30 protein-coding genes are annotated in these 21,155 nt (G+C 44.4%); 14 read left to right on the plus strand and 16 right to left on the minus strand.

Going from position 1 to position 21,155, the window contains the following annotated elements; genetic code table 11:
• Window positions 1–41 precede the first annotated feature (41 nt).
• Window positions 42–3,149 (plus strand): CHAT domain-containing tetratricopeptide repeat protein, encoded by a 3,108-nt coding sequence (locus tag QUA00_RS21445; protein WP_333411046.1) that lies wholly within the window; start codon window positions 42–44, stop codon window positions 3,147–3,149.
• Between the two features lie 132 nt (window positions 3,150–3,281).
• Here QUA00_RS21445 and QUA00_RS21450 read toward each other — a convergent pair whose 3' ends face one another.
• Window positions 3,282–3,725, minus strand: a complete 444-nt coding sequence (locus QUA00_RS21450) for a hypothetical protein (protein WP_333411047.1) — start codon at window positions 3,723–3,725, stop codon at window positions 3,282–3,284.
• 144 nt (window positions 3,726–3,869) lie between these two features.
• On the opposite strand from QUA00_RS21450, the gene QUA00_RS21455 reads away from it, so the two are divergent.
• Window positions 3,870–4,082, plus strand: a complete 213-nt coding sequence (locus QUA00_RS21455) for a helix-turn-helix domain-containing protein (RefSeq protein WP_194009260.1) — start codon at window positions 3,870–3,872, stop codon at window positions 4,080–4,082.
• 56 nt (window positions 4,083–4,138) lie between these two features.
• Window positions 4,139–4,351 carry a helix-turn-helix domain-containing protein gene (locus QUA00_RS21460; protein ID WP_190735550.1) on the plus strand — a complete coding sequence of 71 codons (213 nt, stop codon included), beginning with the start codon at window positions 4,139–4,141 and terminating at the stop codon, window positions 4,349–4,351.
• A gap of 35 nt (window positions 4,352–4,386) precedes the next feature.
• Here the strand turns inward: QUA00_RS21460 and QUA00_RS21465 are convergent, their stop codons facing one another.
• Window positions 4,387–4,755, minus strand: coding sequence for a hypothetical protein (locus tag QUA00_RS21465; RefSeq protein WP_333411048.1), 369 nt, complete (start codon window positions 4,753–4,755; stop codon window positions 4,387–4,389).
• A gap of 63 nt (window positions 4,756–4,818) precedes the next feature.
• Here QUA00_RS21465 and QUA00_RS21470 point away from each other — a divergent pair, with 63 nt between their 5' ends.
• A complete protein-coding gene (locus tag QUA00_RS21470) occupies window positions 4,819–5,121 on the plus strand; it encodes a DUF2442 domain-containing protein (protein WP_333411049.1) in 303 nt (100 codons plus the stop codon).
• Between the two features lie 67 nt (window positions 5,122–5,188).
• Complete coding sequence (locus QUA00_RS21475) at window positions 5,189–5,740, plus strand: Uma2 family endonuclease (protein ID WP_333306947.1); 552 nt, start codon at window positions 5,189–5,191, stop codon at window positions 5,738–5,740.
• Window positions 5,741–6,036: 296 nt separating this feature from the next.
• Here the strand turns inward: QUA00_RS21475 and QUA00_RS21480 are convergent, their stop codons facing one another.
• From QUA00_RS21480 to QUA00_RS21520, 9 genes are all read right to left on the minus strand, one after another.
• Entirely contained in the window at window positions 6,037–6,990 is a 954-nt protein-coding gene (locus QUA00_RS21480) for a F0F1 ATP synthase subunit gamma (RefSeq protein WP_333411050.1), read from the minus strand.
• A 380-nt stretch (window positions 6,991–7,370) separates the two neighbouring features.
• The gene (gene atpA, locus QUA00_RS21485) at window positions 7,371–8,888 is read right to left on the minus strand and encodes a F0F1 ATP synthase subunit alpha (RefSeq protein ID WP_333037344.1); all 1,518 of its coding nucleotides are present in this window, start codon (window positions 8,886–8,888) and stop codon (window positions 7,371–7,373) included.
• A gap of 111 nt (window positions 8,889–8,999) precedes the next feature.
• Window positions 9,000–9,545, minus strand: coding sequence for an ATP synthase F1 subunit delta (atpH, locus tag QUA00_RS21490; RefSeq protein WP_333411051.1), 546 nt, complete (start codon window positions 9,543–9,545; stop codon window positions 9,000–9,002).
• 3 nt (window positions 9,546–9,548) lie between these two features.
• The gene (locus tag QUA00_RS21495; protein ID WP_190740265.1) at window positions 9,549–10,076 is read right to left on the minus strand and encodes a F0F1 ATP synthase subunit B; all 528 of its coding nucleotides are present in this window, start codon (window positions 10,074–10,076) and stop codon (window positions 9,549–9,551) included.
• 86 nt (window positions 10,077–10,162) lie between these two features.
• Window positions 10,163–10,648: a F0F1 ATP synthase subunit B' gene (locus QUA00_RS21500; RefSeq protein ID WP_242717123.1), complete on the minus strand. Its 486-nt coding sequence runs from the start codon at window positions 10,646–10,648 to the stop codon at window positions 10,163–10,165.
• A gap of 97 nt (window positions 10,649–10,745) precedes the next feature.
• The gene (atpE, locus tag QUA00_RS21505) at window positions 10,746–10,991 is read right to left on the minus strand and encodes an ATP synthase F0 subunit C (protein ID WP_242717122.1); all 246 of its coding nucleotides are present in this window, start codon (window positions 10,989–10,991) and stop codon (window positions 10,746–10,748) included.
• 128 nt (window positions 10,992–11,119) lie between these two features.
• Window positions 11,120–11,878: a F0F1 ATP synthase subunit A gene (atpB, locus tag QUA00_RS21510; RefSeq protein ID WP_242717111.1), complete on the minus strand. Its 759-nt coding sequence runs from the start codon at window positions 11,876–11,878 to the stop codon at window positions 11,120–11,122.
• A gap of 55 nt (window positions 11,879–11,933) precedes the next feature.
• Window positions 11,934–12,395, minus strand: coding sequence for an ATP synthase subunit I (locus tag QUA00_RS21515; protein WP_333411052.1), 462 nt, complete (start codon window positions 12,393–12,395; stop codon window positions 11,934–11,936).
• Window positions 12,396–12,862: 467 nt separating this feature from the next.
• Entirely contained in the window at window positions 12,863–13,312 is a 450-nt protein-coding gene (locus tag QUA00_RS21520; RefSeq protein WP_333411053.1) for a nitrate reductase associated protein, read from the minus strand.
• A 190-nt stretch (window positions 13,313–13,502) separates the two neighbouring features.
• Between QUA00_RS21520 and moaA the strand changes: the two genes are divergently transcribed.
• Window positions 13,503–14,492, plus strand: coding sequence for a GTP 3',8-cyclase MoaA (moaA, locus tag QUA00_RS21525; RefSeq protein WP_333411054.1), 990 nt, complete (start codon window positions 13,503–13,505; stop codon window positions 14,490–14,492).
• On the opposite strand, the gene QUA00_RS21530 is transcribed toward moaA, so the two are convergent.
• Together QUA00_RS21530 and QUA00_RS21535 are read right to left on the minus strand one after the other, a co-directional pair.
• A complete protein-coding gene (locus QUA00_RS21530) occupies window positions 14,489–15,079 on the minus strand; it encodes a Uma2 family endonuclease (protein ID WP_333411055.1) in 591 nt (196 codons plus the stop codon). The genes moaA and QUA00_RS21530 overlap by 4 nt on opposite strands.
• Window positions 15,080–15,149: 70 nt before the next feature.
• Window positions 15,150–15,743, minus strand: coding sequence for a Uma2 family endonuclease (locus tag QUA00_RS21535; protein ID WP_333198153.1), 594 nt, complete (start codon window positions 15,741–15,743; stop codon window positions 15,150–15,152).
• A gap of 66 nt (window positions 15,744–15,809) precedes the next feature.
• On the opposite strand from QUA00_RS21535, the gene QUA00_RS21540 reads away from it, so the two are divergent.
• From QUA00_RS21540 to QUA00_RS21560, 5 genes are all read left to right on the plus strand, one after another.
• Window positions 15,810–15,953 carry a hypothetical protein gene (locus tag QUA00_RS21540; RefSeq protein WP_333411056.1) on the plus strand — a complete coding sequence of 48 codons (144 nt, stop codon included), beginning with the start codon at window positions 15,810–15,812 and terminating at the stop codon, window positions 15,951–15,953.
• Window positions 15,950–16,126 (plus strand): hypothetical protein, encoded by a 177-nt coding sequence (locus QUA00_RS21545; protein WP_333411057.1) that lies wholly within the window; start codon window positions 15,950–15,952, stop codon window positions 16,124–16,126. The genes QUA00_RS21540 and QUA00_RS21545 overlap by 4 nt, the downstream gene beginning before the upstream one ends.
• A gap of 183 nt (window positions 16,127–16,309) precedes the next feature.
• On the plus strand, window positions 16,310–17,809 hold the full coding sequence (locus QUA00_RS21550) for a hypothetical protein (RefSeq protein WP_333411058.1): 1,500 nt from the start codon (window positions 16,310–16,312) through the stop codon (window positions 17,807–17,809).
• Window positions 17,810–18,058: 249 nt separating this feature from the next.
• Window positions 18,059–18,274, plus strand: coding sequence for a hypothetical protein (locus QUA00_RS21555; protein WP_333411059.1), 216 nt, complete (start codon window positions 18,059–18,061; stop codon window positions 18,272–18,274).
• A 30-nt stretch (window positions 18,275–18,304) separates the two neighbouring features.
• A complete protein-coding gene (locus QUA00_RS21560) occupies window positions 18,305–18,535 on the plus strand; it encodes a hypothetical protein (RefSeq protein WP_333411060.1) in 231 nt (76 codons plus the stop codon).
• Between the two features lie 224 nt (window positions 18,536–18,759).
• Here QUA00_RS21560 and QUA00_RS21565 read toward each other — a convergent pair whose 3' ends face one another.
• The 3 genes from QUA00_RS21565 to QUA00_RS21575 all read right to left on the minus strand — a co-directional run bounded on the left by QUA00_RS21565 (window position 18,760) and on the right by QUA00_RS21575 (window position 19,915).
• A complete protein-coding gene (locus QUA00_RS21565; RefSeq protein ID WP_333411061.1) occupies window positions 18,760–19,050 on the minus strand; it encodes a hypothetical protein in 291 nt (96 codons plus the stop codon).
• A gap of 350 nt (window positions 19,051–19,400) precedes the next feature.
• Entirely contained in the window at window positions 19,401–19,646 is a 246-nt protein-coding gene (locus QUA00_RS21570; RefSeq protein WP_333411062.1) for a hypothetical protein, read from the minus strand.
• Between the two features lie 137 nt (window positions 19,647–19,783).
• The gene (locus QUA00_RS21575) at window positions 19,784–19,915 is read right to left on the minus strand and encodes a hypothetical protein (RefSeq protein WP_333170347.1); all 132 of its coding nucleotides are present in this window, start codon (window positions 19,913–19,915) and stop codon (window positions 19,784–19,786) included.
• A gap of 469 nt (window positions 19,916–20,384) precedes the next feature.
• Here QUA00_RS21575 and QUA00_RS21580 point away from each other — a divergent pair, with 469 nt between their 5' ends.
• Genes QUA00_RS21580 through QUA00_RS21590 form a run of 3 tightly spaced genes read left to right on the plus strand, consistent with a single transcriptional unit; the run spans window position 20,385 to window position 21,106 of the window.
• On the plus strand, window positions 20,385–20,666 hold the full coding sequence (locus QUA00_RS21580) for a hypothetical protein (protein WP_333179978.1): 282 nt from the start codon (window positions 20,385–20,387) through the stop codon (window positions 20,664–20,666).
• A complete protein-coding gene (locus tag QUA00_RS21585) occupies window positions 20,667–20,798 on the plus strand; it encodes a hypothetical protein (protein WP_333411063.1) in 132 nt (43 codons plus the stop codon). It begins immediately after the preceding gene.
• A 29-nt stretch (window positions 20,799–20,827) separates the two neighbouring features.
• Complete coding sequence (locus tag QUA00_RS21590) at window positions 20,828–21,106, plus strand: hypothetical protein (RefSeq protein WP_333411064.1); 279 nt, start codon at window positions 20,828–20,830, stop codon at window positions 21,104–21,106.
• The last annotated feature ends 49 nt before the right edge of the window (window positions 21,107–21,155 follow it).

A 21,155-nucleotide genomic window follows, 5' to 3' on the forward strand; every position in this document is an offset into this window, starting at 1 on the left:
GGAACCCTAAAAAAAATTACAGATAAGAGAGGAAAACAACAATGTACGAAAATCGCAGTGCCGCCTATTGGCAACTCATCCAAAAACTGCTCAAATCTTCTAAAGGGGAAGAATCGCAAATCTTAAACGCACACTCCGACTTACTCGATCCCGGACTTTTGGCAACGATAATCGCAGTTGCCAAACAATTTGATGATGGCAACCAAAATGAGGCTAATTTTTTAACTAACATTGCCTTAGAATTGGGTAAGTTTCTCGGTAACGATCATCAGCCAACGGCAATCAGAAAACAGACAGGCGATATTTTATTAAATTGGGGCACCGAGCAATATTACATTAGCCACATTTTCGCCGCTTTTCAATGTTGGCAACAATCCCTTATCATTTATCAAGCTATTCACGATCGTCAAGGGGAAGCGAGTTCTTTCGGAAATTTAGGCATTACTTACTGTTCTCTGGGAGAATACGAACAAGCGATCGCTGTCTACGAAAAGTCTTTAGCCATTAGTCGGGAAATTAAATACGGCGAAGGGGAAGCAAGTTCTCTAGGAGGTTTAGGCATTGCTTACTACTATCTAGGAGAATATGAACGAGCGCTCAGTTTCCACGAACAGCATTTAGCTATTAGTCGGGAAATCAAAAACCGCTTTGGGGAAGCAAGTTCTCTGGGAGGTTTAGGCACTGCTTACGACTCTCTGGGAGAATATGAACGAGCGATTGCTTTCCACGAAAAGTCTTTAGCCATCTTTCAGGAGATCAAAAACCGTCAAGGGGAAGCAAGTTCTCTGGGAAGTTTAGGCAATTCTTACCGCTCTCTGGGACAAAATGAACGAGGTATCGCTTTCTACGAAAAGTCTTTAGCCATTTTTCAGGAGATCGAAAACCGTCAAGGGGCAGCAAGTTCTCTGGGAGGTTTAGGCACTGCTTACGACTCTCTGGGAGAATATGAACGAGCGATTGATTATCACGAACAATCTTTAGCAATTTTTCAGGATATCAACAACCGTCAAGGGGAAGCAAGTTCTATAGCAGCTTTAGGTAATGCTTACTATTCTTTAGGACAAATTGAACGAGCGATCGCTTTCTACGAACAGTCTTTAACCATTTTTCAGGAGATCAAAAACCGTCAAGGGGAAGCAAGTTCTCTCGCAGGTTTAGGCATTGCTTACCATTCTCTGGGAGAATATGAACGAGCGATTGATTATCACGAACAGTCTTTAGCTATTGAACGGGAAATCAAAAACCGTCAAGGGGAAGCGAATTCTCTTAACAACATCGGCATCGTTTACCGCCGATTGCAGGAAACAGAGAAACCTATTAAGAACTATCGAGACTCCCTCAAAATTGCAACTGCCAAAACCATGCCAGCCGAATGCTTAAAAGCAGGTCGGAACCTTGGCAACATCGGCTTTACCCAAGGCGACTGGCATCTCGCATTAGAAGGATACGAACCCGCCATAAAAGCAGTCGAACAACTCCGCAAAGGCTCAACCACCGACAAACGCCGCCAAGAAATTATTAAAGAAGCCATCTCCGTTTACGCCAACGCCGTCCAATGCTACATCAACCTCAAACAATACGATAAAGCCGTCGAAACCGCCGATCGTTCCCGATCGCGCCACCTCGCCGACTTATTCGCCAGCAAAGACCTCTACCCCCAAGGCGAAATTCCCCCCGAAGTCGAAGCATACTATCGCCTGCAACAACAAAGCGATCGCTTGCGTATTTCTGAAAATGACGGTACAAAAGCGATCGCCGCCACTCGCCAGCCAACCCCCAACGGCGACGCCATCATCGAAAAGATTAAAGAATTAGAAGATGAAAAACAGAAAGCTTGGCTAAAAATTCGCAGCAAAGACCAAGTTTTGGCGGCTCAATTGCAACCAGCCCCCCTCAGTTTCGACCAGATGCAAGCCTTAATTCCCGATGCCGAAACCGCCATCCTCAATTTTTACACCACTGATGAGCATATCCACATTTTCATCTTGCGTCAAAATCAATCAACCCAACTCCACACCTGCGAAGGACAAGGATATGAAACTTTGCAGGGTTGGCTAATCGACAACTGGTTAAAGCCCTATAAAGAAAAGCCAATCGCATGGCAAAATCAAATGGGTGAATTTCTCCCCGAACTCGCTAACCGCCTGCAAATTAATCAACTAATTTCCCAACATCTCAACGGCATCAAAGAACTGATTATCATCCCTCACCTGTACCTGCATCAAATCCCCTTTGCTGCCTTACCTTTAAATAACAGTCCCATTCCCCACAGCAATACAGCTTCCGACAGAACACGCGGCTTAAAACCTCTCAGCAAACCCACCATCACCCCTGCCAAAACCCCACCCCAAAAGCAACCCGAATACCTCAGCGATAAATTCCGCCTCCGCATCGTTCCTAGTTGCCAAATACTCAACTTTTGCCACCAGCGAGGCAACCTCAAACCTGCGACAATGGGAATCGTCGAAAATGCCACAGGCGACCTCGTTTTCACTGGCTACGAGTGCGAAACCCTGGCAACAATGCACCAAATTGATAAAAATTCCCGCCTCCAATATCAGCAAGCGACGATCGGCAACTATGAAAACTTACTCAACCAAGTGCAAGTCCTCCATTCCAGCCATCACGCCAGTGCCGATCTGAATAATTCCCTAGAATCAAAACTGCATTTATTTGATGGCGATATCAACCTCGGTCGTGTTTTTACCTGGAGATTTTCAGACTTAGCCGAAGTATTCCTCTCCTGCTGCGAAACAAATTTAACTTTTACCCAAATTACCGACGATCCGCTGTCCATTGCTAGCGGTTTCCTCTGTGCGGGGGCGCGAAATGTGGTCAGTACCTTGTGGGCTGTGGATGATTTGGCAACCGCTTTATTTTGCATTTTATACTATCAGGAAAAGCAGGATAATAGCCGTTCGGAAGCGCTACGAAAAGCACAATTGAAGCTACGAAGCTTGACAGGCGATGAGTTGTCTGCTAAATATAAACGGCAGTTAGAGGATTATTTTGAGCAGCAACAAAAAGGAGAACAGCAAGCAGAAATTGTCAAAAATGTGCGATTGCGTTTAGATTTGCTTGGCCGCCAAGAATTGCCGTTTGTCAGTCCCTATAATTGGGCGGGGTTTGTATCGCAGGGTTTGGCGTAGGAGAAACAGTAGCATTTACATTCCTGGACAGATCAAAACCACAGAAACCGGGTTTTTTACCGTATCTGCAGGCTGCATGGCATCTTCTGGGCAAAAAACCCGGTTTCTAATCACCCGTGTTTTAGTCATAATTTAAAAATGTTGCAGCAGAGATTTCTCTTGTGCATAAACCTTTCGCAGCGACTCCAGCCCGATCGCCCCCAACATCAATTTAATCACCCCCACCAAATTTCCCCACTCGAACAATTCAGAAACAGAAACAGCTTTGTGAAATCTATCCGCATAAAAATCCACCCAAAAATCCGGCGCGTGTCTCTGTTTCTGACTCGCTATCCGGCGCTTCCAATAACCAAAATCTAAACCAGAGGGCGATTCCACTCCCAAAACTGGCGGAAAGTCCGCATAACTGACAAACCGACTCATCCCTTTGGCGTGCACGTACAGGATATGCGCCCAGCACTCGAAGCGATATATTTGTTCTACCTTGATTTTGAGCAGCCGCGCGATCGCCTCTTTCGTCACAAACCGGCTCAATCTGTGTCTGGGGGTTGATTTTCGCGAAAATTTTGTTAACATGATGTTAAGCAAATCCTTTGTAAAGAGTACAAACTTTTGTAAAGGGATTGAATTTGGATAGGCGATCGCTTTTTAGTTTTCCAGACCTGGGGGCGATCGCTTTTTACGATTTTTTTATTAAAAACTAAATCTAGTTTTTTGTCAATGGGTTTAATTAGATTGCGGGTTAAAGAATTTGCTGCTGAGAAAGGCTGGACGATCAAAGAGGTTTCTGAGCGATCGGGAGTCATTTACAGCACACTCAGCACCTATTCACGTTCTCCGGGAATGGCAATGGTTGATTTTACTTGTCTGCTGAAGTTGGCACGTACTTTTGACGTGATGGTGGAAGATTTAGTTGAGGTCGTCAAAGAGTAGTCGATCGCTTTTTGGGATAAAAATATCTTATGATGGTATACCATCATTTGTCAAGTATGGGTTTAGTCAGGTTAAAAGTCAGAGAACTAGCTAGCGAGAAAGGCTGGACGCTGAAAGAAGTTTCAGAGCGATCGGGAGTAATTTACAGCACCGTCAGACACTACGCCCGCTGTCCGGGAGTGTCCACCATTGACTTCATTTCCATACACAAATTGGCCCGAACCTTTGATGTGATGATTGAAGACTTGGTGGAAATTGTGCAGGAATAGTCGATCGCTTTTACGAACTAATTATCCAGTCAATATTACTCGACAGTTGCTAGCATCTGATTGACAGACTGACCCCGTTGTAGTGCTTCCCAATCAGATGTAACAGGTTGGTAAGAACAGTAACACACCACAATTCGCTCCTCAGTATCAGAAGCAGAAAACTGCTGAACGCGAGTAACTACCCAATCTCCATCTTTCCCGTGGGTGACTCCATTACCGGGGTCAGATAGATTTTCATAATCGCGGGTTTTGTCCCCTACTTGAGGAATTTCTGGGTTTTCTTCCCAAGTCCAATTTTCCCAAAGTATATTAGTGAGACCGCCCCTCGGCATAAGCTGACGTTCTTCCCAGCCCGGAGCACTCATGCTTTCGGTTTTGTAGACAATCCAGATTTTTTTTGCCATTTTTCCTCCCTTTCCTTTAATCTTGGTAATCTGGCCACATATCCTGAAATAATAACTTTTTTAATGGTTGAGTTGCTAGAAATCCCCCAAGCACAAAACGTAGTTGTTACAGACGACGCGCTAACAGTCGATCTATCCGATGGTCGTACTATTTCTGTTCCTTTAGCTTGGTATCCTAGGCTATTGCATAGCACACCAAACGAACGCAATAATTGGCGATTTATTGGTGGAAATGATGGAATCCACTGGCCTGATATTGACGAAGACATTAGCATCAAAAATATTATTCTCGGTAAACCATCTGGAGAAAGTCAGAAGTCTTTTCAGCGGTGGTTAGAAGAACGTAAAAAATCCGATAGAACATGAGTATATCGCCTAAAATAAGTTAATTCAGCAAAAAGTCATAGTGAGATATAAGCAAGGAGCGATCGCGATGACATTAACTACAGCAAAATGGACAATAGATCACTACCATAAAATGATCGAAGCCGGCATTTTAAACGATCGCAAAGTCGAATTACTAAATGGAGTAATAGTCGAAATGGTACCCGAAGGAACGGCGCATACTTATTTTAGCGATCGATTTGCCAACCGATTGCGAGTCGCATTATCTACGAGAGCCCAAATTCGCGAAGCCAGACCGATTACTCTGCCAAATAACTCAGAACCAGAACCCGATATTGCCGTCGTTCAACCTCTCAACGATATCTATCTGGAACATCACCCATATCCAGAAAACATTTTTTGGCTGATTGAATATGCTGATTCCAGTTTGACTAAAGACTTAGAGGAAAAAAGCAAGATTTATGCAGCAGCCGGAATTCAAGAATATTGGGTTGTTAACCTGCGCGATCGACAATTAATTGTGTTTCGCTTCCCGGAAGGCGATTTTTACCAGCAGCGAAATACTTTCCGAACTGGCACCATTGAACCCCTTGCTTTTCCCGATCTTACCATCCATATTTCTCAACTAATGAACAGGTAAATTATTGCCACCATATATCCCACATTCCGCACCCCCAACTGGCACACTACGAATTTTGGTTATTCGATCGCCTGAAACTGCCGATCGTTGCCACGAGTGATCGGTATCTTTGTATAAAAAAAAAACTTAATTTTCGATCCAACTCCCGAAAAAAACGATTGTGACAGTCTCCGTGCGGAATGTGGGATATCTCAAGGTAAGTTTAGATCGTCGAATTTTTTTGTATTTTTACTAAAAAAAAGCGCCTGAGTTCCCTCAGACGCATACCATAAAATCAACAAATTGTCAACCCTAACCTAACCATTCAAAGCCTCAGCACCGCCGCAAACTTCCAGGATTTCCTGAGTAATTGCCGCTTGCCGCGCCTTGTTATAAGTCAGCGTCAAACTACCGATCAAATCGCTAGCATTCTCACTAGCATTATTCATCGCCGTCATCCGCGCAGCCAACTCGCTAGCAGCAGACTCTTGCAAAGCCCGCAGCAATTGGTTGTTCAAATACAATGGCAAAAGAGCATCCAGAATTTGCGCCGGATCTTGCTCGAAAATCATGTCGCGGGGCAAACTCTTCTTAGTAGGTGAAGCAACCTTCTCGCGCGATACTTGAAACTGTCCGCCTTGCGATGTCAAGCGGAAGATTTCATCATCGGGAGTTTCCAAACCTTGGGGGTCGAGGGGTAGCAAAGTTTGAATTACCGGACGCGAACTAATTAGCGATACAAACTTGGTGTAAATTAGCTCAACTCTGTCCACAGTTCCCGACAGGAACAAGGAAAGCAATTCGTCAGCAATTTGCGCGGCTTCCGGTGCTGTGGGAATTTGTTCTAAGTTAGCGTAAGTAGCATCGATCGGCTGTTCGCGGCGCTGGAAATACTGAGTAGCTTTACGTCCTACCAACACGTATTTGTAGTCTAAGCCTTCAGCTTTGATTTCCTTAGCGCGATTTTCGGCATATCTGATGATGTTGCTGTTGTAGCCGCCGCACAAACCCCGATCGCCCGAAACTACCAACAGTCCCACCGATCGCACTTCGCGTTTTTTCAGCAGCGGCAAATCCAGGTTTTCAAACTGCAAGCGTTCCGCCAAACCGTATAATACCTCTGCCAGTCGATCGGCAAAAGGTCGAGTAGCAGTCACCTGTTCTTGAGCGCGGCGCACCTTTGCAGCGGCCACCAAGCGCATTGCTTCTGTAATCTTTTTAGTGTTCTTGACCGACTTAATGCGATCGCGAATAGTTTTCAGATTTGCCATAACTTTCTCCTTAGTTCTTAGCCTTTATTTCCGAGTTTTTAGTTCCTAGTCATCAATTTTTAAGCTTAGCTACGGTAGATACACGGCACCGTGTCCTTCTTCGTGTCAACTTAAGACCGAAACCACCTGTATCTCTCGTTTTTTTCAAAGTCTCGATCCCCCTAAATCCCCCTTAAGAAGGGGGACTTTGAATGCTCTTGTCCCACCCCCTACTCCCCTTATTAAGGGGAGTAGGGGTTGAGTAGGGGGCAAGCTAAGGGGGGATCTGTGACTTAACTGGGGACTTTGAACGCTCTTGTCCCCCCCTTATTAAGGGGGGCTAGGGGGGATCTGTGACTTAACTAATGACCAATGACTAATGACTAATGACTAATGACTAATTACGCAGAAACCAAGAAACTTTGCTTGTATTCAGTGATGCCTTCTTTCAGCAGCTTCTCAGCTTCATCAGTCAAGGCTTTTCCGCCTTGAACAATTTCGCCGTACTTCGGCTTGCTAGTCCGCAAATAGTCGCGCAAACCAACAGTAAACTTGCTGACTTTTTCCACGGGGATGTCATCCATATAGCCGTTAATACCGGCATAGATTACAGCCACTTGTTCGTTCATCGGCAGAGGCGAACTTTGGGGCTGTTTCAACAGTTCCCGCAAGCGCTGACCGCGCGACAATTGATTCTGAGTAGCTTTATCCAAGTCAGAAGCAAACTGAGAAAATGCTGCCAGTTCTTCAAACTGCGCCAATTCCAATTTCACCTTACCGGCTACTTTTTTCATCGCCTTAGTTTGAGCTGCCGAACCTACCCGCGATACCGAAATACCGGGGTTTACTGCCGGACGCAAACCAGCGTTAAACAAGTCAGAAGAAAGGAAGATTTGACCGTCGGTAATCGAAATTACGTTCGTCGGAATGTAAGCAGAAACGTCACCAGCTTGGGTTTCGATAATTGGCAAAGCAGTCATGCTGCCTTCGCCCAAATCGTCGCTCAATTTAGCAGCGCGTTCTAGCAAGCGAGAGTGCAGGTAAAACACGTCTCCGGGATAAGCTTCGCGACCGGGAGGACGGCGCAGCAACAGAGACATTTGGCGATAAGCTTGTGCTTGTTTGGAAAGGTCATCGTAAATGACCAAAGTGTGCTTGCCTTTGTACATGAAATACTCGGCTAAGCTAGCACCTGTGTAGGGAGCCAAGTATTGCAGGGTTGCGGGGTCACTAGCGTTGGCTGCTACTACGATAGTGTAGTCCATCGCGCCCTTTTCTTGCAGGACGTTGACGATGTTAGCTACTGTAGAAGCTTTTTGACCTATCGCCACGTAAACGCAGATCACGTTTTCCGATTTTTGGTTAATAATCGTGTCGATCGCGATCGCAGTTTTACCGGTTTGTCTGTCACCGATAATCAGTTCCCGCTGTCCTCTTCCCACCGGAATCATCGCATCAATAGCGGTAATTCCTGTTTGCATGGGTTCGTAAACAGAACGGCGAGAAACAATCCCCGGTGCCGGAGATTCAATCAAGCGAGATTCAGTAGTTTTAATTTCTCCTTTGCCGTCAATCGGACGGGCCAAAGCATCAACTACCCGTCCCAACATTGCTTCACCCACGGGGACTTCAGCAATTCTGCCAGTAGCAGTAACTGCCGAACCTTCTTGAATGCCGAGGCCTTGGCCCATCAACACTGCACCGACGTTATCTTGTTCGAGGTTCAGTGCAATGCCCACAGTGCCGTCGGCAAATTCTAGCAATTCCCCAGACATGGCTTTATCCAAGCCATAAATCCGGGCAATGCCGTCGCCTACTTGCAGAACAGTACCGACGTTAGAGACTTTTACATCTTGGTCGTACTGTTCAATTTGCTGGCGAATAATGCTGCTAATTTCGTCAGGTCTGATTGCTGCCATGTCAGTTGTTTTTTGTCAGTTGTTTGTTGTCAGTTGTCAGTTATCAGTTGTTCAAAACTACCAACCGTTAACTGCTAATTAAATTAGCTAATAGTCATCAGCTATTAACTCTCAGGAATTCAAGCGAATTCCTAAACGGCGCAATTGTCCCCGCAGGCTGGCATCAATTACTTGAGAGCCTACTTTGATTACCACACCGCCGATTAAATCTGCGTCTATTTTGGTTTCAATTTCTACTTGACTAGCGCTGGTCATCGCCTGCACTTTCTCGCGAACAGTCTGCTGTTGAGCGTCTGAAAGCGGGACAGCCGATGTAACTTCCGCCAATACTGTTTGGTTTAGTTCTCGGAGCCTTGCCAAGTATTGTTTGCCAATCCCTTCTAAAAAAAGAATTCTTCCTTTGTCTACTAATAGCTTCAGAAAGCTGTGCATCAAGGGGCTCATTTCTTCACCCGCTATTTGCTGAATCACGGCTTTTTTAGCATCCGGTTTTACCAGCGGATTGGCTAAAAATTGACGCAAGTCTTCCGAACCTTCTAGCAGGCTCAGTAAGGAACGAATATCTTCGCCAAACTTCTCTGAGAGATTGTTGGACTGAGCCAGTGACATCAAGGCAGATGCGTAAGGCTGTAAGACTTCTGTGCTGACTCTACTCACGTTTTAGCCTCCCAGTAACGCAATGCTGCGATCGATTAATTGGTGTTGAGCGCTGTCGTCCAAGCTAGTTTTTAGCTGGCTTTCCACCTTTGCTAATGCCAGAGATACAACCGCCGATCGCAGTTGGGCGATCGCTCTTTCCCGCTCCGCTTCCAACTCTTGACCTGCTGTTGCTCTCATGCGTTCAACGTCTTGCGCTGCCTGAGCTAGAATTGCTTCTTTTGCTTTCTTGGCAGTTTCTTCAGCCGCGGCACGAATTCGTTCCGCTTCTGCTTGCGCTTGAGTCAATTTTTGCTGTTGCTCTGCTAGAGCTGCTGCTGCATCTTTTTGGCGTTTTTCTGCTTCTTGAATCGCCTCTTGGATGGCCGAACGCCTCTCTGTCAGGATTTTACCTACAAATCCGCGCCCGAAATAAAACAGCACTGCAATAATAATGACCAGGTTAATCAGGTTGGTTTCTAAAATATCGAAATTTAAACCGAAACCACCTTCGCCGCTAGCTTCTGTGGCTAGCAATAAAACAGTCCCCATGATACTCTTCCATAATTGCGCGTGCAGATTGGGTGAAGCGATTTTAGATTTGAGATTCCATCAAAAATCTAAAACTCTTCGGCTCGCTATTTGGCCAGCGACTGCCCTAATAGCTTTTCGAGAATTTGGCCGCTGAGCGCGTCTACTTGTTGTTCTAGTGAGCGCATTGCTTCTTGCTTTTGCTGCTCTATTTCTTGCCCCGCCTTTTCTCGCGCGACTTGAGCTTCTTGTTGAGCCTCAGCTACTTTTGCTGCCCCAATTTTTTGGGCATCAGCTTGAGCAGCAGCAATTACTGATTGAGACTGTTTGCGAGTTTCTCCCAGTTTTTGCTCGTACTGCTGCGCTAGTTGCTGAGCTTTTGCCAAGCGTTCTTGAGCGGAGACTTGAGTGTTGCGAATGTAATCGGCGCGATCGTCAATTGACTTGCTGAGCGGCTTGTAAAAAATTACATTCAAGACTGCGACTAGAATTAAAAACTGCACCGCCATCAGAGGCAGCGTAGCATCTAGATCAAACAGTCCCCCTTCCTTAGCCGCTTCTTCAACTGCTAGTAATACTGTCCAGTGCATCATGATTTTTTGACGGCTTCCATCTAATTCGCTTAATCGATTTTAGATTTGAGATTTTGGATTAGAATCGCCAAAACCTCAAATCTAAAATTTCCAATTATTATGCGAAGGGGTTGGCAAACAGCAGCACTAGGGCTACGACCAAACCGTAAATTGTGAGCGCTTCCATGAACGCCAAACTCAACAGCAAGGTGCCGCGAATTTTACCTTCTGCTTCCGGCTGACGGGCAATCCCTTCTACAGCCTGACCTGCTGCATTACCTTGACCGATGCCAGGGCCGATTGCAGCTAAACCTACTGCCAAAGCGGCGGCAATTACGGAAGCGGCAGCAACTGTTGAGTCCATGATGATTTTCCTTATCTAAAGTACAAAATTGAGAACAGAAAGTCTAGAGAATTGTCCGATTTTACGGCAGAAAGTTTAAGTTCAGAAATTTATTTTTTCCTCCCTCATGCTTCGCCGTTTATCGTTAGTTAATCGTGGTGTTCTTCGCCGTGACCGCCTTCTAGAGCTTCACCAATGTAGGCGGCGGCTAAGGTAGCAAAAATCAAAGCTTGAATTGCACTCGTAAATAGTCCCAGAACCATCACTGGCAGAGGAACAAATAAAGGCACTAGCAACACTAGCACTCCGACCACCAATTCGTCCGCAAGAATGTTGCCAAACAAACGGAAACTTAGGGACAGAGGCTTAGTGAAATCTTCTATGATTTTGAACGGCAACATGAAAGGCACCGGTTCAACATAGTGGGCGAAATACCCCAAGCCGCTTTTGCTGAGACCTGCATAAAAATATGCTAGAGAAGTCAGCAGTGCAAATGCTACCGTCGTGTTGATGTCAGCGGTAGGAGCTCCCAATTCGCCTGATGGCAGCTTAATCAGCTTCCAAGGAATTAGAGCGCCAGACCAGTTTGACACAAAGATGAACAGAAATAATGTACCAATAAACGGTACCCAAGGGCGATATTCTTTTTCCCCAATTTGGTTTTTAGCCAAGTCCCGAATAAATTCCAGCGCATACTCCATAAAATTTTGCATTCCGCTGGGAATTCGCTGGATTTTGCTGGTTCCTAAAATCGAAACTACGACTAAAACGGCAATTACAAACCACGAGGTTAGAAAAACCTGCCCGTGCACTTTCAGATTGCCGAGTTGCCAGTACAACTGCTGGCCCACTTCCAATTTGGCGAGGGGGAAACGATTAAAGGTGTTTAGAACGTCAAGCATTGCCATTCAACGGGCTTCCCCATACAAATCGATGAGTTGAGTTTTGCTCTTCTTGCCTGACTTACCTGTAGTCTAGTGCTAATGCACTTCGGATCACGTAAACCATCAGCGCAGCTTTGTAAGTCAGAAATCCCAAAAATATCGGTAAAATCTGTAGCTGATTCCACTGTGTTCCTACTATCATCACCGCGAAAAACAAACCGAGCCTTGTCTTGCTGATGCGTTGATTTTGGCTGCCGATTCGTTCAACGTCTCTAGCCAACATCTTTAAGTAAACCACACCTGTGCTCGCCCCAAGCAAATAATTCAGGGCAATATTGAGCGAGTAAAAAATCCAAACGGAGATAAAAATAATCGCCGTAAAAGCAAGGGTGTACACCAACAACTCTTGTTGGAGGCGATAAAAGTCTTGCATGGGATTGGTTGTCTCGGACGAGACTGTCGAGACTGTTGAGACTGTACCAGCTTGAGGAATATCCTCGTTTGCTGGTGTTGGTTCGGTGGGTGTGTTTTGCGTGTTCACGAAGCTCAGAAACTAATGCAGGTAGCAGGCGAGTGCTTTGCAAACTCAGAAAAATCATACCACGCGGCGGTAACAATACTTAAAATAAAATTAATCATATTTTCGGAATTTGGTGTCGGGCGCTTCGGAAACCTCAAGCCGTTAAATGTCCGATCGACCTCACCCTACCTCTCCCACCGCCCGATCGCACTATATTACACATTGTTCTCCGGCTTCTCACTAAGTAAGCCTCACTTAGTGAGAAGTGAGAAAGGCCGATCGCCCGAATCGATGAGGTAATTCTCCCTTGTCTGCCTCTGCGCCCTCTGCGCCCTAGAAGAGTTGATTAAACTCACATCTTGCACCATTCTCAAGAACGGGCTCTCCGGCCCGTTCCACAAAGAGTAGATTTTCTTGTGGAACAGGCATCTTGCCTGTTCCTAAAAGGCTAATTGAGAATGGTGCAAGATGTCAGTTAAAACTTGATCTCATTCAATAACCTTAAACTCTTGAAGCGCCGGAATGAAATTTTTATTCTCGTGGCTCGATCGACTAAGCTTAATCAAAGCAAATCGCTGTAGAGGCTGCAAACTCGCCCACTGTGCCAAAGAAATTGTCACGCCGAGCTCTTGCGCTTTTGCCGAAACAGACTCCGGTACAGTTGCAGCATCCATCCACGGGGGATTTTCATCAACAGCCAAATCAGTTCCCGGTTTGCCTGTCTGTTGAATTAATATTTGATTTAGCTTTTCTCGGTAATCGATAATTTCTGCTGGTGTCAAGCAAGGTAACTCTACAAGACTTTGCCGTTCTGCTTGGTTGAAATGATTCCAATCCTGCAACTTTAATTTAATGCCGCAAGTATCTAACTTGAGACGTACCTGCATCGGAATGCAGCGCAGAGCTTCCACAAAATCAGCTTCAAATTCAAAAAACATATATTTAGTTAGCAAGTTTTTTTGCGTTGTGAATGATATTTTTTTTATTAACCGCAGAGGGCGCAGAGGGCGCAGAGTAAGAGAGGAGGGAGAAGGTGAAAAGAAATTTATGCAGGTTTATTGCTCTCTATCAATAATTGCAGAAAATTGAGTCAGCATTTATAATTAAATAATATTACAAAGTATTGACATGAATCCCGTAGACTACCTTCGGATTAGCTTGATAGACCGCTGCAACTTCCGCTGTCTCTACTGTATGCCGGAAGGTAGCGAGTTGGACTATGTATTGCAGCAGCAGTTGTTAACTCACTCGGAATTGCTAACTCTGCTGCGGGAAGTTTTTATACCCGTGGGATTTACTAAGTTTCGGTTGACGGGTGGGGAACCGCTGCTGCGGCCTGGGGTGGTGGATTTGGTAAGGTCGATCGCCTCAATGCCGGAAACGCGAGATTTGTCAATGACAACTAATGGCTTTTTGCTGGCGGGAATGGCGGAAAATCTCTACAATGCTGGTTTGCGCCGGATTAATATCAGTTTGGATTCCTTGGAACCGGAGACTTTCGATAAGATAATTGGTAGTCGGGGACGCTCGCGGTGGACGCAGGTTTGGGAGGGAATTCAAGCGGCTTATCAAGCAGGATTCGACCCCTTGAAACTGAATGTTGTGGTAATTCCCGGTGTGAATGACAGCGAAATATTGGATTTGGCTGCATTAACAATTAACCGGAATTGGCACGTTCGTTTTATTGAGTTTATGCCGATCGGGAATGGGGATTTATTTGGCGATAAAGGTTGGGTAGCTTCGGCCGAATTGCGGCAACAAATTACCGACAAATACGGGTTAGCCGAGTCGGGAGTGCGCGGTAACGGGCCGGCGGATGTGTTTCAAATTCCGGGGGCGAAGGGCACTTTAGGATTTATCAGCCAAATGTCCGAGTGTTTTTGCGATCGCTGCAACCGGATGCGTTTGTCTGCTGACGGGTGGCTGCGGCCTTGTCTGCTGAACGAAACCGGGCAAATTGACTTAAAAACTGCTTTACGGAATGGGGTGTCTACAGGCGAATTGCGCGATCGAGTGCGGCAAATATTGAATATTAAACCGGAGATTAATTTCAAGCAGCGAGATTCGGGAACTACTCAAGGAAATTACAGCCGCACCATGTCTCAAATTGGCGGCTAAAGCTCCCCTTCCAGGACTTGTTGGGCCGTCAAGTTCAACTGCGGAAAAGTCGGCGATATCAGCGCTTGTTCCCCTTGAAAAACCCCAACTTCGACATACTCACCTGATTCTAGTCGTAGTACCGCTACTATCTCCTCTTGAGGGTCAACAATCCAATATTCAGGGATACCCCGCGCTGCATATTGAGCTCGTTTACTAATGTAATCGCGATCGCGCCCAACTCTACCTGGACTAACAACCTCGACAACCAACTGAGGAGGTGGCATAGTTTGGGTGATGGTTAGCCTGGTTGCTGTCAGCAAGATGTGTTCCGGGCGCAAAACCACCAAATCTGGGTAGCGGTTAGCTGCGTCGCCCTCCCGCAAGATAGGAACTTGGATTTCGCACAGGTGAAGTTTGATACACCGCCAAGGGATGCCAGTATTAACAAGCACTAAAAACAGATAGCTGACAATGGCGGTGTTGGGTTCGGATTCGGGTGGCAATGTTACTAACTCTCCATCAATTAATTCGTAGCGGTTGTCGGTGTCGTCCTCATAGGTGAGGTACTCTTCAAAGGTGAGTTTTTGCTTGCGGGCTTGTATCATCTTTTACCTTCCAGGATTTCTATTGTTATTAAAATATTTACACATCCATTTTCTCCGTGTAAATCGGCGGCTAAAGCTCCCCTTCCAGGACTTGTTGGGCCGTCAAGTTCAACTGCGGAAAAGTCGGCGATATCAGCGCTTGTTCCCCTTGAAAAACCCCAACTTCGACATACTCACCTGATTCTAGTCGTAGTACCGCTACTATCTCCTCTTGAGGGTCAACAATCCAATATTCAGGGATACCCCGCGCTGCATATTGAGCTCGTTTACTAATGTAATCGCGATCGCGCCCAACTCTACCTGGACTAACAACCTCGACAACCAACTGAGGAGGTGGCATAGTTTGGGTAATGGTTAGCCTGGTTGCTGTCAGCAAGATGTGTTCGGGGCGCAAAACCACCAAATCTGGGTAGCGGTTAGCTGCGTCGCCCTCCCGCAGGATCGGAACTTGGATTTCGCACATATGTGTTCTGATCAGCCTCAGTGGGATGAACCCGCTACTAGCCAGAGTGAATAGTAGATAGTTAGCAATGAAATTGTTGGGGCCCGATTCTGGTGGCAATGTTACTAACTCTCCATCAATTAATTCGTAGCGGTTGTCGGTGTCGTCCTCATAGGTGAGGTACTCTTCAAAGGTAAGTTTCTGTTTGTGGGCTTGTGTCATCTTTTACCTTCCAGGATTGCTATTGTTATTAAAATATTTACACATCCGAGGGAAGCGGCGGCCGCAGTGATTTTCATTGAATTAACAAGCTGGGTAGCACTGTCCGATCGACACGGGGCGATCGGCTCGACATCACGGACGGCTGGCACGGTTGGCACGGCTTCAAAATTGCAGGATAGACGCGCTGTTGTGCGGTTTTGGGGTGATTGATTGGTGACGACAGGCACGGCTTGCACAGTCGCACCATAAGGACTGCTAAGGCTCGGACTGTCGCACTGGTACGGCTGGCATGGTTGGCAAGTTTTGCGATCGTCTCGCTGGCACGGTCGGAGCGCTTGCGGGGTTGTGTCGGTCTAGCTTTTTTGCGTCACAGGTGCGACTGATAACATCAGACTGTACTTTTTTTAAACTGGTAGCAGACAGAAAACCCGCCACGGTTAGGGTGTAGTGAGTTTAACGTCTCAACTTGTCACGTAAATAGTAGACGTGTACTATAGATAGGTTAATATAATGGTTGGACGCTCAAAACCAGTAAACGCTGATATTTTCAGTATTTAATATAAAATATGCCTCAAAGAATTAGTGATGTATTTCAGGTAGATTCAATAGTATTAAGGGAGCATAATGTTTTTAATGGTTTCATTGATAACGATTCAAAACTTTATATAGATCCAAGACTTTTATCAAAAACATCTGTGATTGAGCTAAAAAATGCTGATGAAAAAGTGATGAATTATTTTGAAAATAGAATAAAAGAAATACAAATTATTATTGAAATACAAAAAGAACTTAAGGAATTAAAAATTAAGGAGAGTTCTGAGAATTATTTTTATAGACCTTCACCGATATATTTGAGACTTGAAAATGAGTATAAAGAAGTAAGAATTGAAGTTCGTGATAAATTAATATTTTCTGAAACTCCTCTAGCAGGTTTAGGATATTCAAATAAAGGTAGTGGAGGTAAAGGTATTGGGTGGAGTATAGCATGGGATTTATTAGATAATATTACAAGTTTTGTAGAAGTGGGGATAGTAGATCCAATTCTTTTTCAATTAGCAGCAGTTTTTCAAAAAAATATAGGTGCTGATAGAATTAGTGATATGATTATTTCTATAATTTTACCAGAATTAGCTCAATTTTCAAGTCGAATTGCAGAACAATTAAATTTACCCAAAGCTGATTCTACTGATATTAATGGTAAGAGGTATTGTAATTTACCTTGTTACTTAAATAAAGGAATTCTTTTAGTACCAGAAAATATATTAACTTTTCTTCCAATCAGTTATTTGTGGAGTGAAAAAGATTCTATAAAACATCATAATTTAGAACTTAGAAATTATATGAATGATAGGATGCGAACTTTATTTGCCGATGGTTTAACATGGAATGATATTGTTAAAGATAAGAAGAGTTTACAAGAATTACTTGTAGAGCATCCTGATATGATGACAAAATTAATTGATACATATAAATCAACAAAACCTATCCCCTATGATTTTATTAAAGATCCTGAAAATTTATTTAATTGGCATGATGTTGCAAGATTTTATGCTGAAAAATATCCTTTAAATATTGAAAATATTAGTGATATATATTTTATTAACAGCGAAGAATTGTTAGAAACAATACGTGTATATTTTTCTCAAATTGTAAGTTGGGGGCTGTTTAAAGAATTTTATAATGTAACAAGTGTTCCTAAATTAAAACGTGTTCCTAAAGAAGAAACAATAGCATTATCTATACTATCAGAATTGTTAGACTATCATCTAAAAGATAGTTGTTTAACTGTGGAATGCGTCCTTAAAGAGAATGTTATAGAATTGTCGAATCATGATATAATTATATTGAAATTCACTTCTAGCCGTGGAATAATTAAAAAATGTCATAAATTAATAATAGAAAATAATCATGCTAATTCTACTAATTCAACTACTATTTTATTTCTTATAATTGTTAATGGTGGTAAGTCAGAAAACGAGATTAGATCATCATTTAATGAAAATGGAAAAAACATATATATAGAAAGTAAGTTTTTTAAAATATTTTTTATTGATGCGAGATGGTAAAAATAATTAGACGTTAAGGTCGGATGGTCGGAGCGATCGTCTCGCTGGCACGGTCGGATGGTTTAGCGGTGGCACTGTCGGTCTAGTGCGGTCGGTCGGACGGTCTAGCGGTCGGAGAGGCTGGCACTGTCACAGGTCTTTATGTAAAGAGTTGATGTTTAAGTATTTTCTCGGTAGACACTGAATTGAAAAAAGGTTAAATATGTAATAGGACTTACTTGTAATCCCTTTCTTTTGGAGAAATGATAAATGTCTAATCATAAAGATGACTCTGAAGATAAAACAGAGGCAATTGGGTATGTAGCTGGTGGTGCTGCTGCGGGAGCAACCGTAGCTGGTGCAGTAGGTGGGATGGGTTTAGCAGTTGGTGGAACCGCTGTTGCAATTGGTGCAGCACCCGTTGTTGCTGCTGGTGCTGTTGTCGGTTTAGCAGCATACGGACTCAAGAAATTGTTTTTCAATTAAACGAAATTTTAGATATCTTAGGGAAGACCTATGGATGATTTGAAAATGGTGGGTGCTATTACCAGTGCAGCGGCAGCTACTGGGGCAGGTTCTGTGACAATTGCTACAATTACTTCTTCGGCTCCGGGGATTCTTGGAGTTATAGGGTTTACCACCACTACAACCGTAGCTTTACCTATAGCGGGTGTTGTGGCAGTAGGAGGGTTGTTAGCTGTTGGTTTTCTAAAAGTAATGGCTAGCCAACAATCAGAATCTCAGTAATAATCCAATTTTAAAAACCTGTTATGCAGAGTAAACTTTACCTTGCCACCTTTCCGTAACAGTTTCAAGAGCTAGTCTGGGAAATACCTGTTTTCCCGCCTAGCTTGTTTTTATAGTGAACTTAATTGTAAACCAAAGAAAAACCCGCCACCGTGCAAGGGTAGCGGGTTCTGTGCGGTGTCGGGGCGGTACTCACAACAGCTTTTAATTGTTTACCGCGTGTTTCAGTTTTGGTTTTTTGTGCTTTCTACATGAAGCAACCCTGTATTTGTAATTGAAACACCCGCGTTTCCATGTGGCATAAGTAGATTTTTGATAGATGAACGTTCACTAATCCAACCCTCATCTAGTAAAAATTTTAAAATATCGTGTAATTCCCTACCTTCAATGTTTGTGTTGCTTGTGATGTCTGAATTGCTGATAATAAGTTTACCTTGTTTTGCTACGTCATAAATAGTATTTAAGACTTGGTATCGTTTATTTTTTGTTTCAAAAACTTCATCTTCAGAAGGCATTTTGTCACCTCGGTTGATTGTAATAATTTTGTACGCTAACTTTAACATAACATATAAAGTGTTTACATACCACATCATCCATTCTGAAAGGGTTACAGAGCTTAGGCGGGGAAATTTGAGTATCCCCGCCTAGCTTGATTTATAGATGTTTCAGCCTCTAAATCAGGATATGCTCTTATCCTGATTTAGTAAAATAACGTGCCTGATATTTGTCTTCTTAACTGGTTCCCAGGCCTTAGCCTGGGAACCGAGATCCAGAGGCTCTGCCTCGCTAGCGGATAAAAACAAAAACAGGAGGCAGATGCTCATGGAACGTGTTCCCAAGCTCTAGCCTGGGAACGAGCAAACACCTACGCTTTGCGCTTGCGACGGCGAATCAGCACACTCATTACTTGCTTCGGATTAGCTGCACGTTGTACGGGACTCCAATCGCCAACTTGGGCAAATCCCAGGCGGTACAAAGTGAGTATGGTTTCCCTGACACCCTGGGGCGAACCTGTAACCGTTACACACACCACATCCTGTTCCGATTCTGCTGCTGAGTCGTCATTTGGCCGTGCAAATTTGTTGTCGTCAGGCAAGAATTCCTGTGACATAATATGTTCTCCTGGTTTTGGGTTTTCTAGAAAAACCCAAAAACCCAGCCGCCCCGCATTTCAACACATAGCAGGGCGGCTACAGAGGATGTTAAGATACTCCGTTAGCCTCCAGACTGCTGTGATCAGTTTGGCGGTTATGCTGTCCATTGCTGCTCGCAACAGCTTTGGGCAGTGCAACTAGATTTTTGGGCGACGCGGGCTACTTCCTCTACAAGCAAAGCAACCTCTAACTTCAAAGCGTAGCCGCAGAGGGGGGCCTGTGTCAATCCATTTGGGATTTGGGATTTGGGAAAGGTGCGTCAGCTTTGAGATTGCTTCACTACCTTCGCAATAACAGAAAATCCTAGTACGTGCATCCAGGATTAACTGGTTCCCAGGCTAGAGCCCATTCGCGACAACTTAACGTCAAACCCAATCACAGACTGCTGTTTGAGTATTAAGCTCAGATCCCCCCGGCGCCTAGGGCGGGCACGGGGGCACCGCCCCTACGAAGGGGGGGACAAGAGTCTTCTCAAAGTCCCCCTTCTTAAGGGGGATTTAGGGGGATCTAGACTTAGCTAAATGCGAGATTTATCAATGGTTTCAGTCTTAAGTTGTCACCAATGGGCTAGAGTCTAGGAACGAGCAATCGCCTACTTCCTAGGCTTTGCGCTAGAGTTAGAATATTAAAATCAATTTAAAAAGTGCGATCGACCCCGCTATCATCAGCCCAAAAACTTGCACTCAAGGATAATTATGCTGCACAATCTTCAGCAATCTCACGAACAAGAGATACAGACGATTACTCAAGTTTTGGGAAAAATCACCAACCGCACGGCGGATCAGATTAAACCATTACTAGATGCCATGCTCAAACAGCTAATTGAACCTCAACAACCTCCATTTTATGAAACAGCTACCCCAACAGAATGGTCAATAGCATTTCAAGAATGGGTTGACAGTCATCGTACCCTAAATCTCCCCACTCTTTCAGATGAAGCTATTAGCAGAGAGAGCATTTATGGAGACAGAGGTTAAATGCCGTTTCTCGTAGATACAAACATACTGCTGCGTAGCATCGATACAGCACACCCAATGAATCCTGATGCCGTTAATGCCGTGATTACTCTGCGCGATCGCGGGAACTTTATATCGTACCCCAAAATTTGATCGAGTTTTGGAACGTTTGCACGCGCCCCATGCAGAGAAATGGATTAGGGCGTACTGCAATAGAAGCCGAGGCAGAAATTAATCGCTTAAAACAGCTTTTTCCTCTGTTGTTGGATACCCAAGCAATTTATCAAGAATGGGAGCGACTGGTGATAACACATAAGGTGGTAGGTGTTAACGTTCATGATGCGCGGCTAGTTGCTGCTATGCTAGTTCATGGTTTAACCCATATCCTAACTTTTAACATTGCTGATTTCGCTCGTTATTCACAAATTACGGCTGTTAATCCTCCAACTGTAAAGCCTTGATTAATTGGGAATTTAACATACAGCCTTTTCCAGGTTCATGAAGTACACT

The sequence above is a fragment of the Microcoleus sp. T2B6 genome (genome assembly GCF_036700475.1).
In the GTDB taxonomy this organism is placed as follows: Bacteria; Cyanobacteriota; Cyanobacteriia; order Cyanobacteriales; family Microcoleaceae; genus Microcoleus.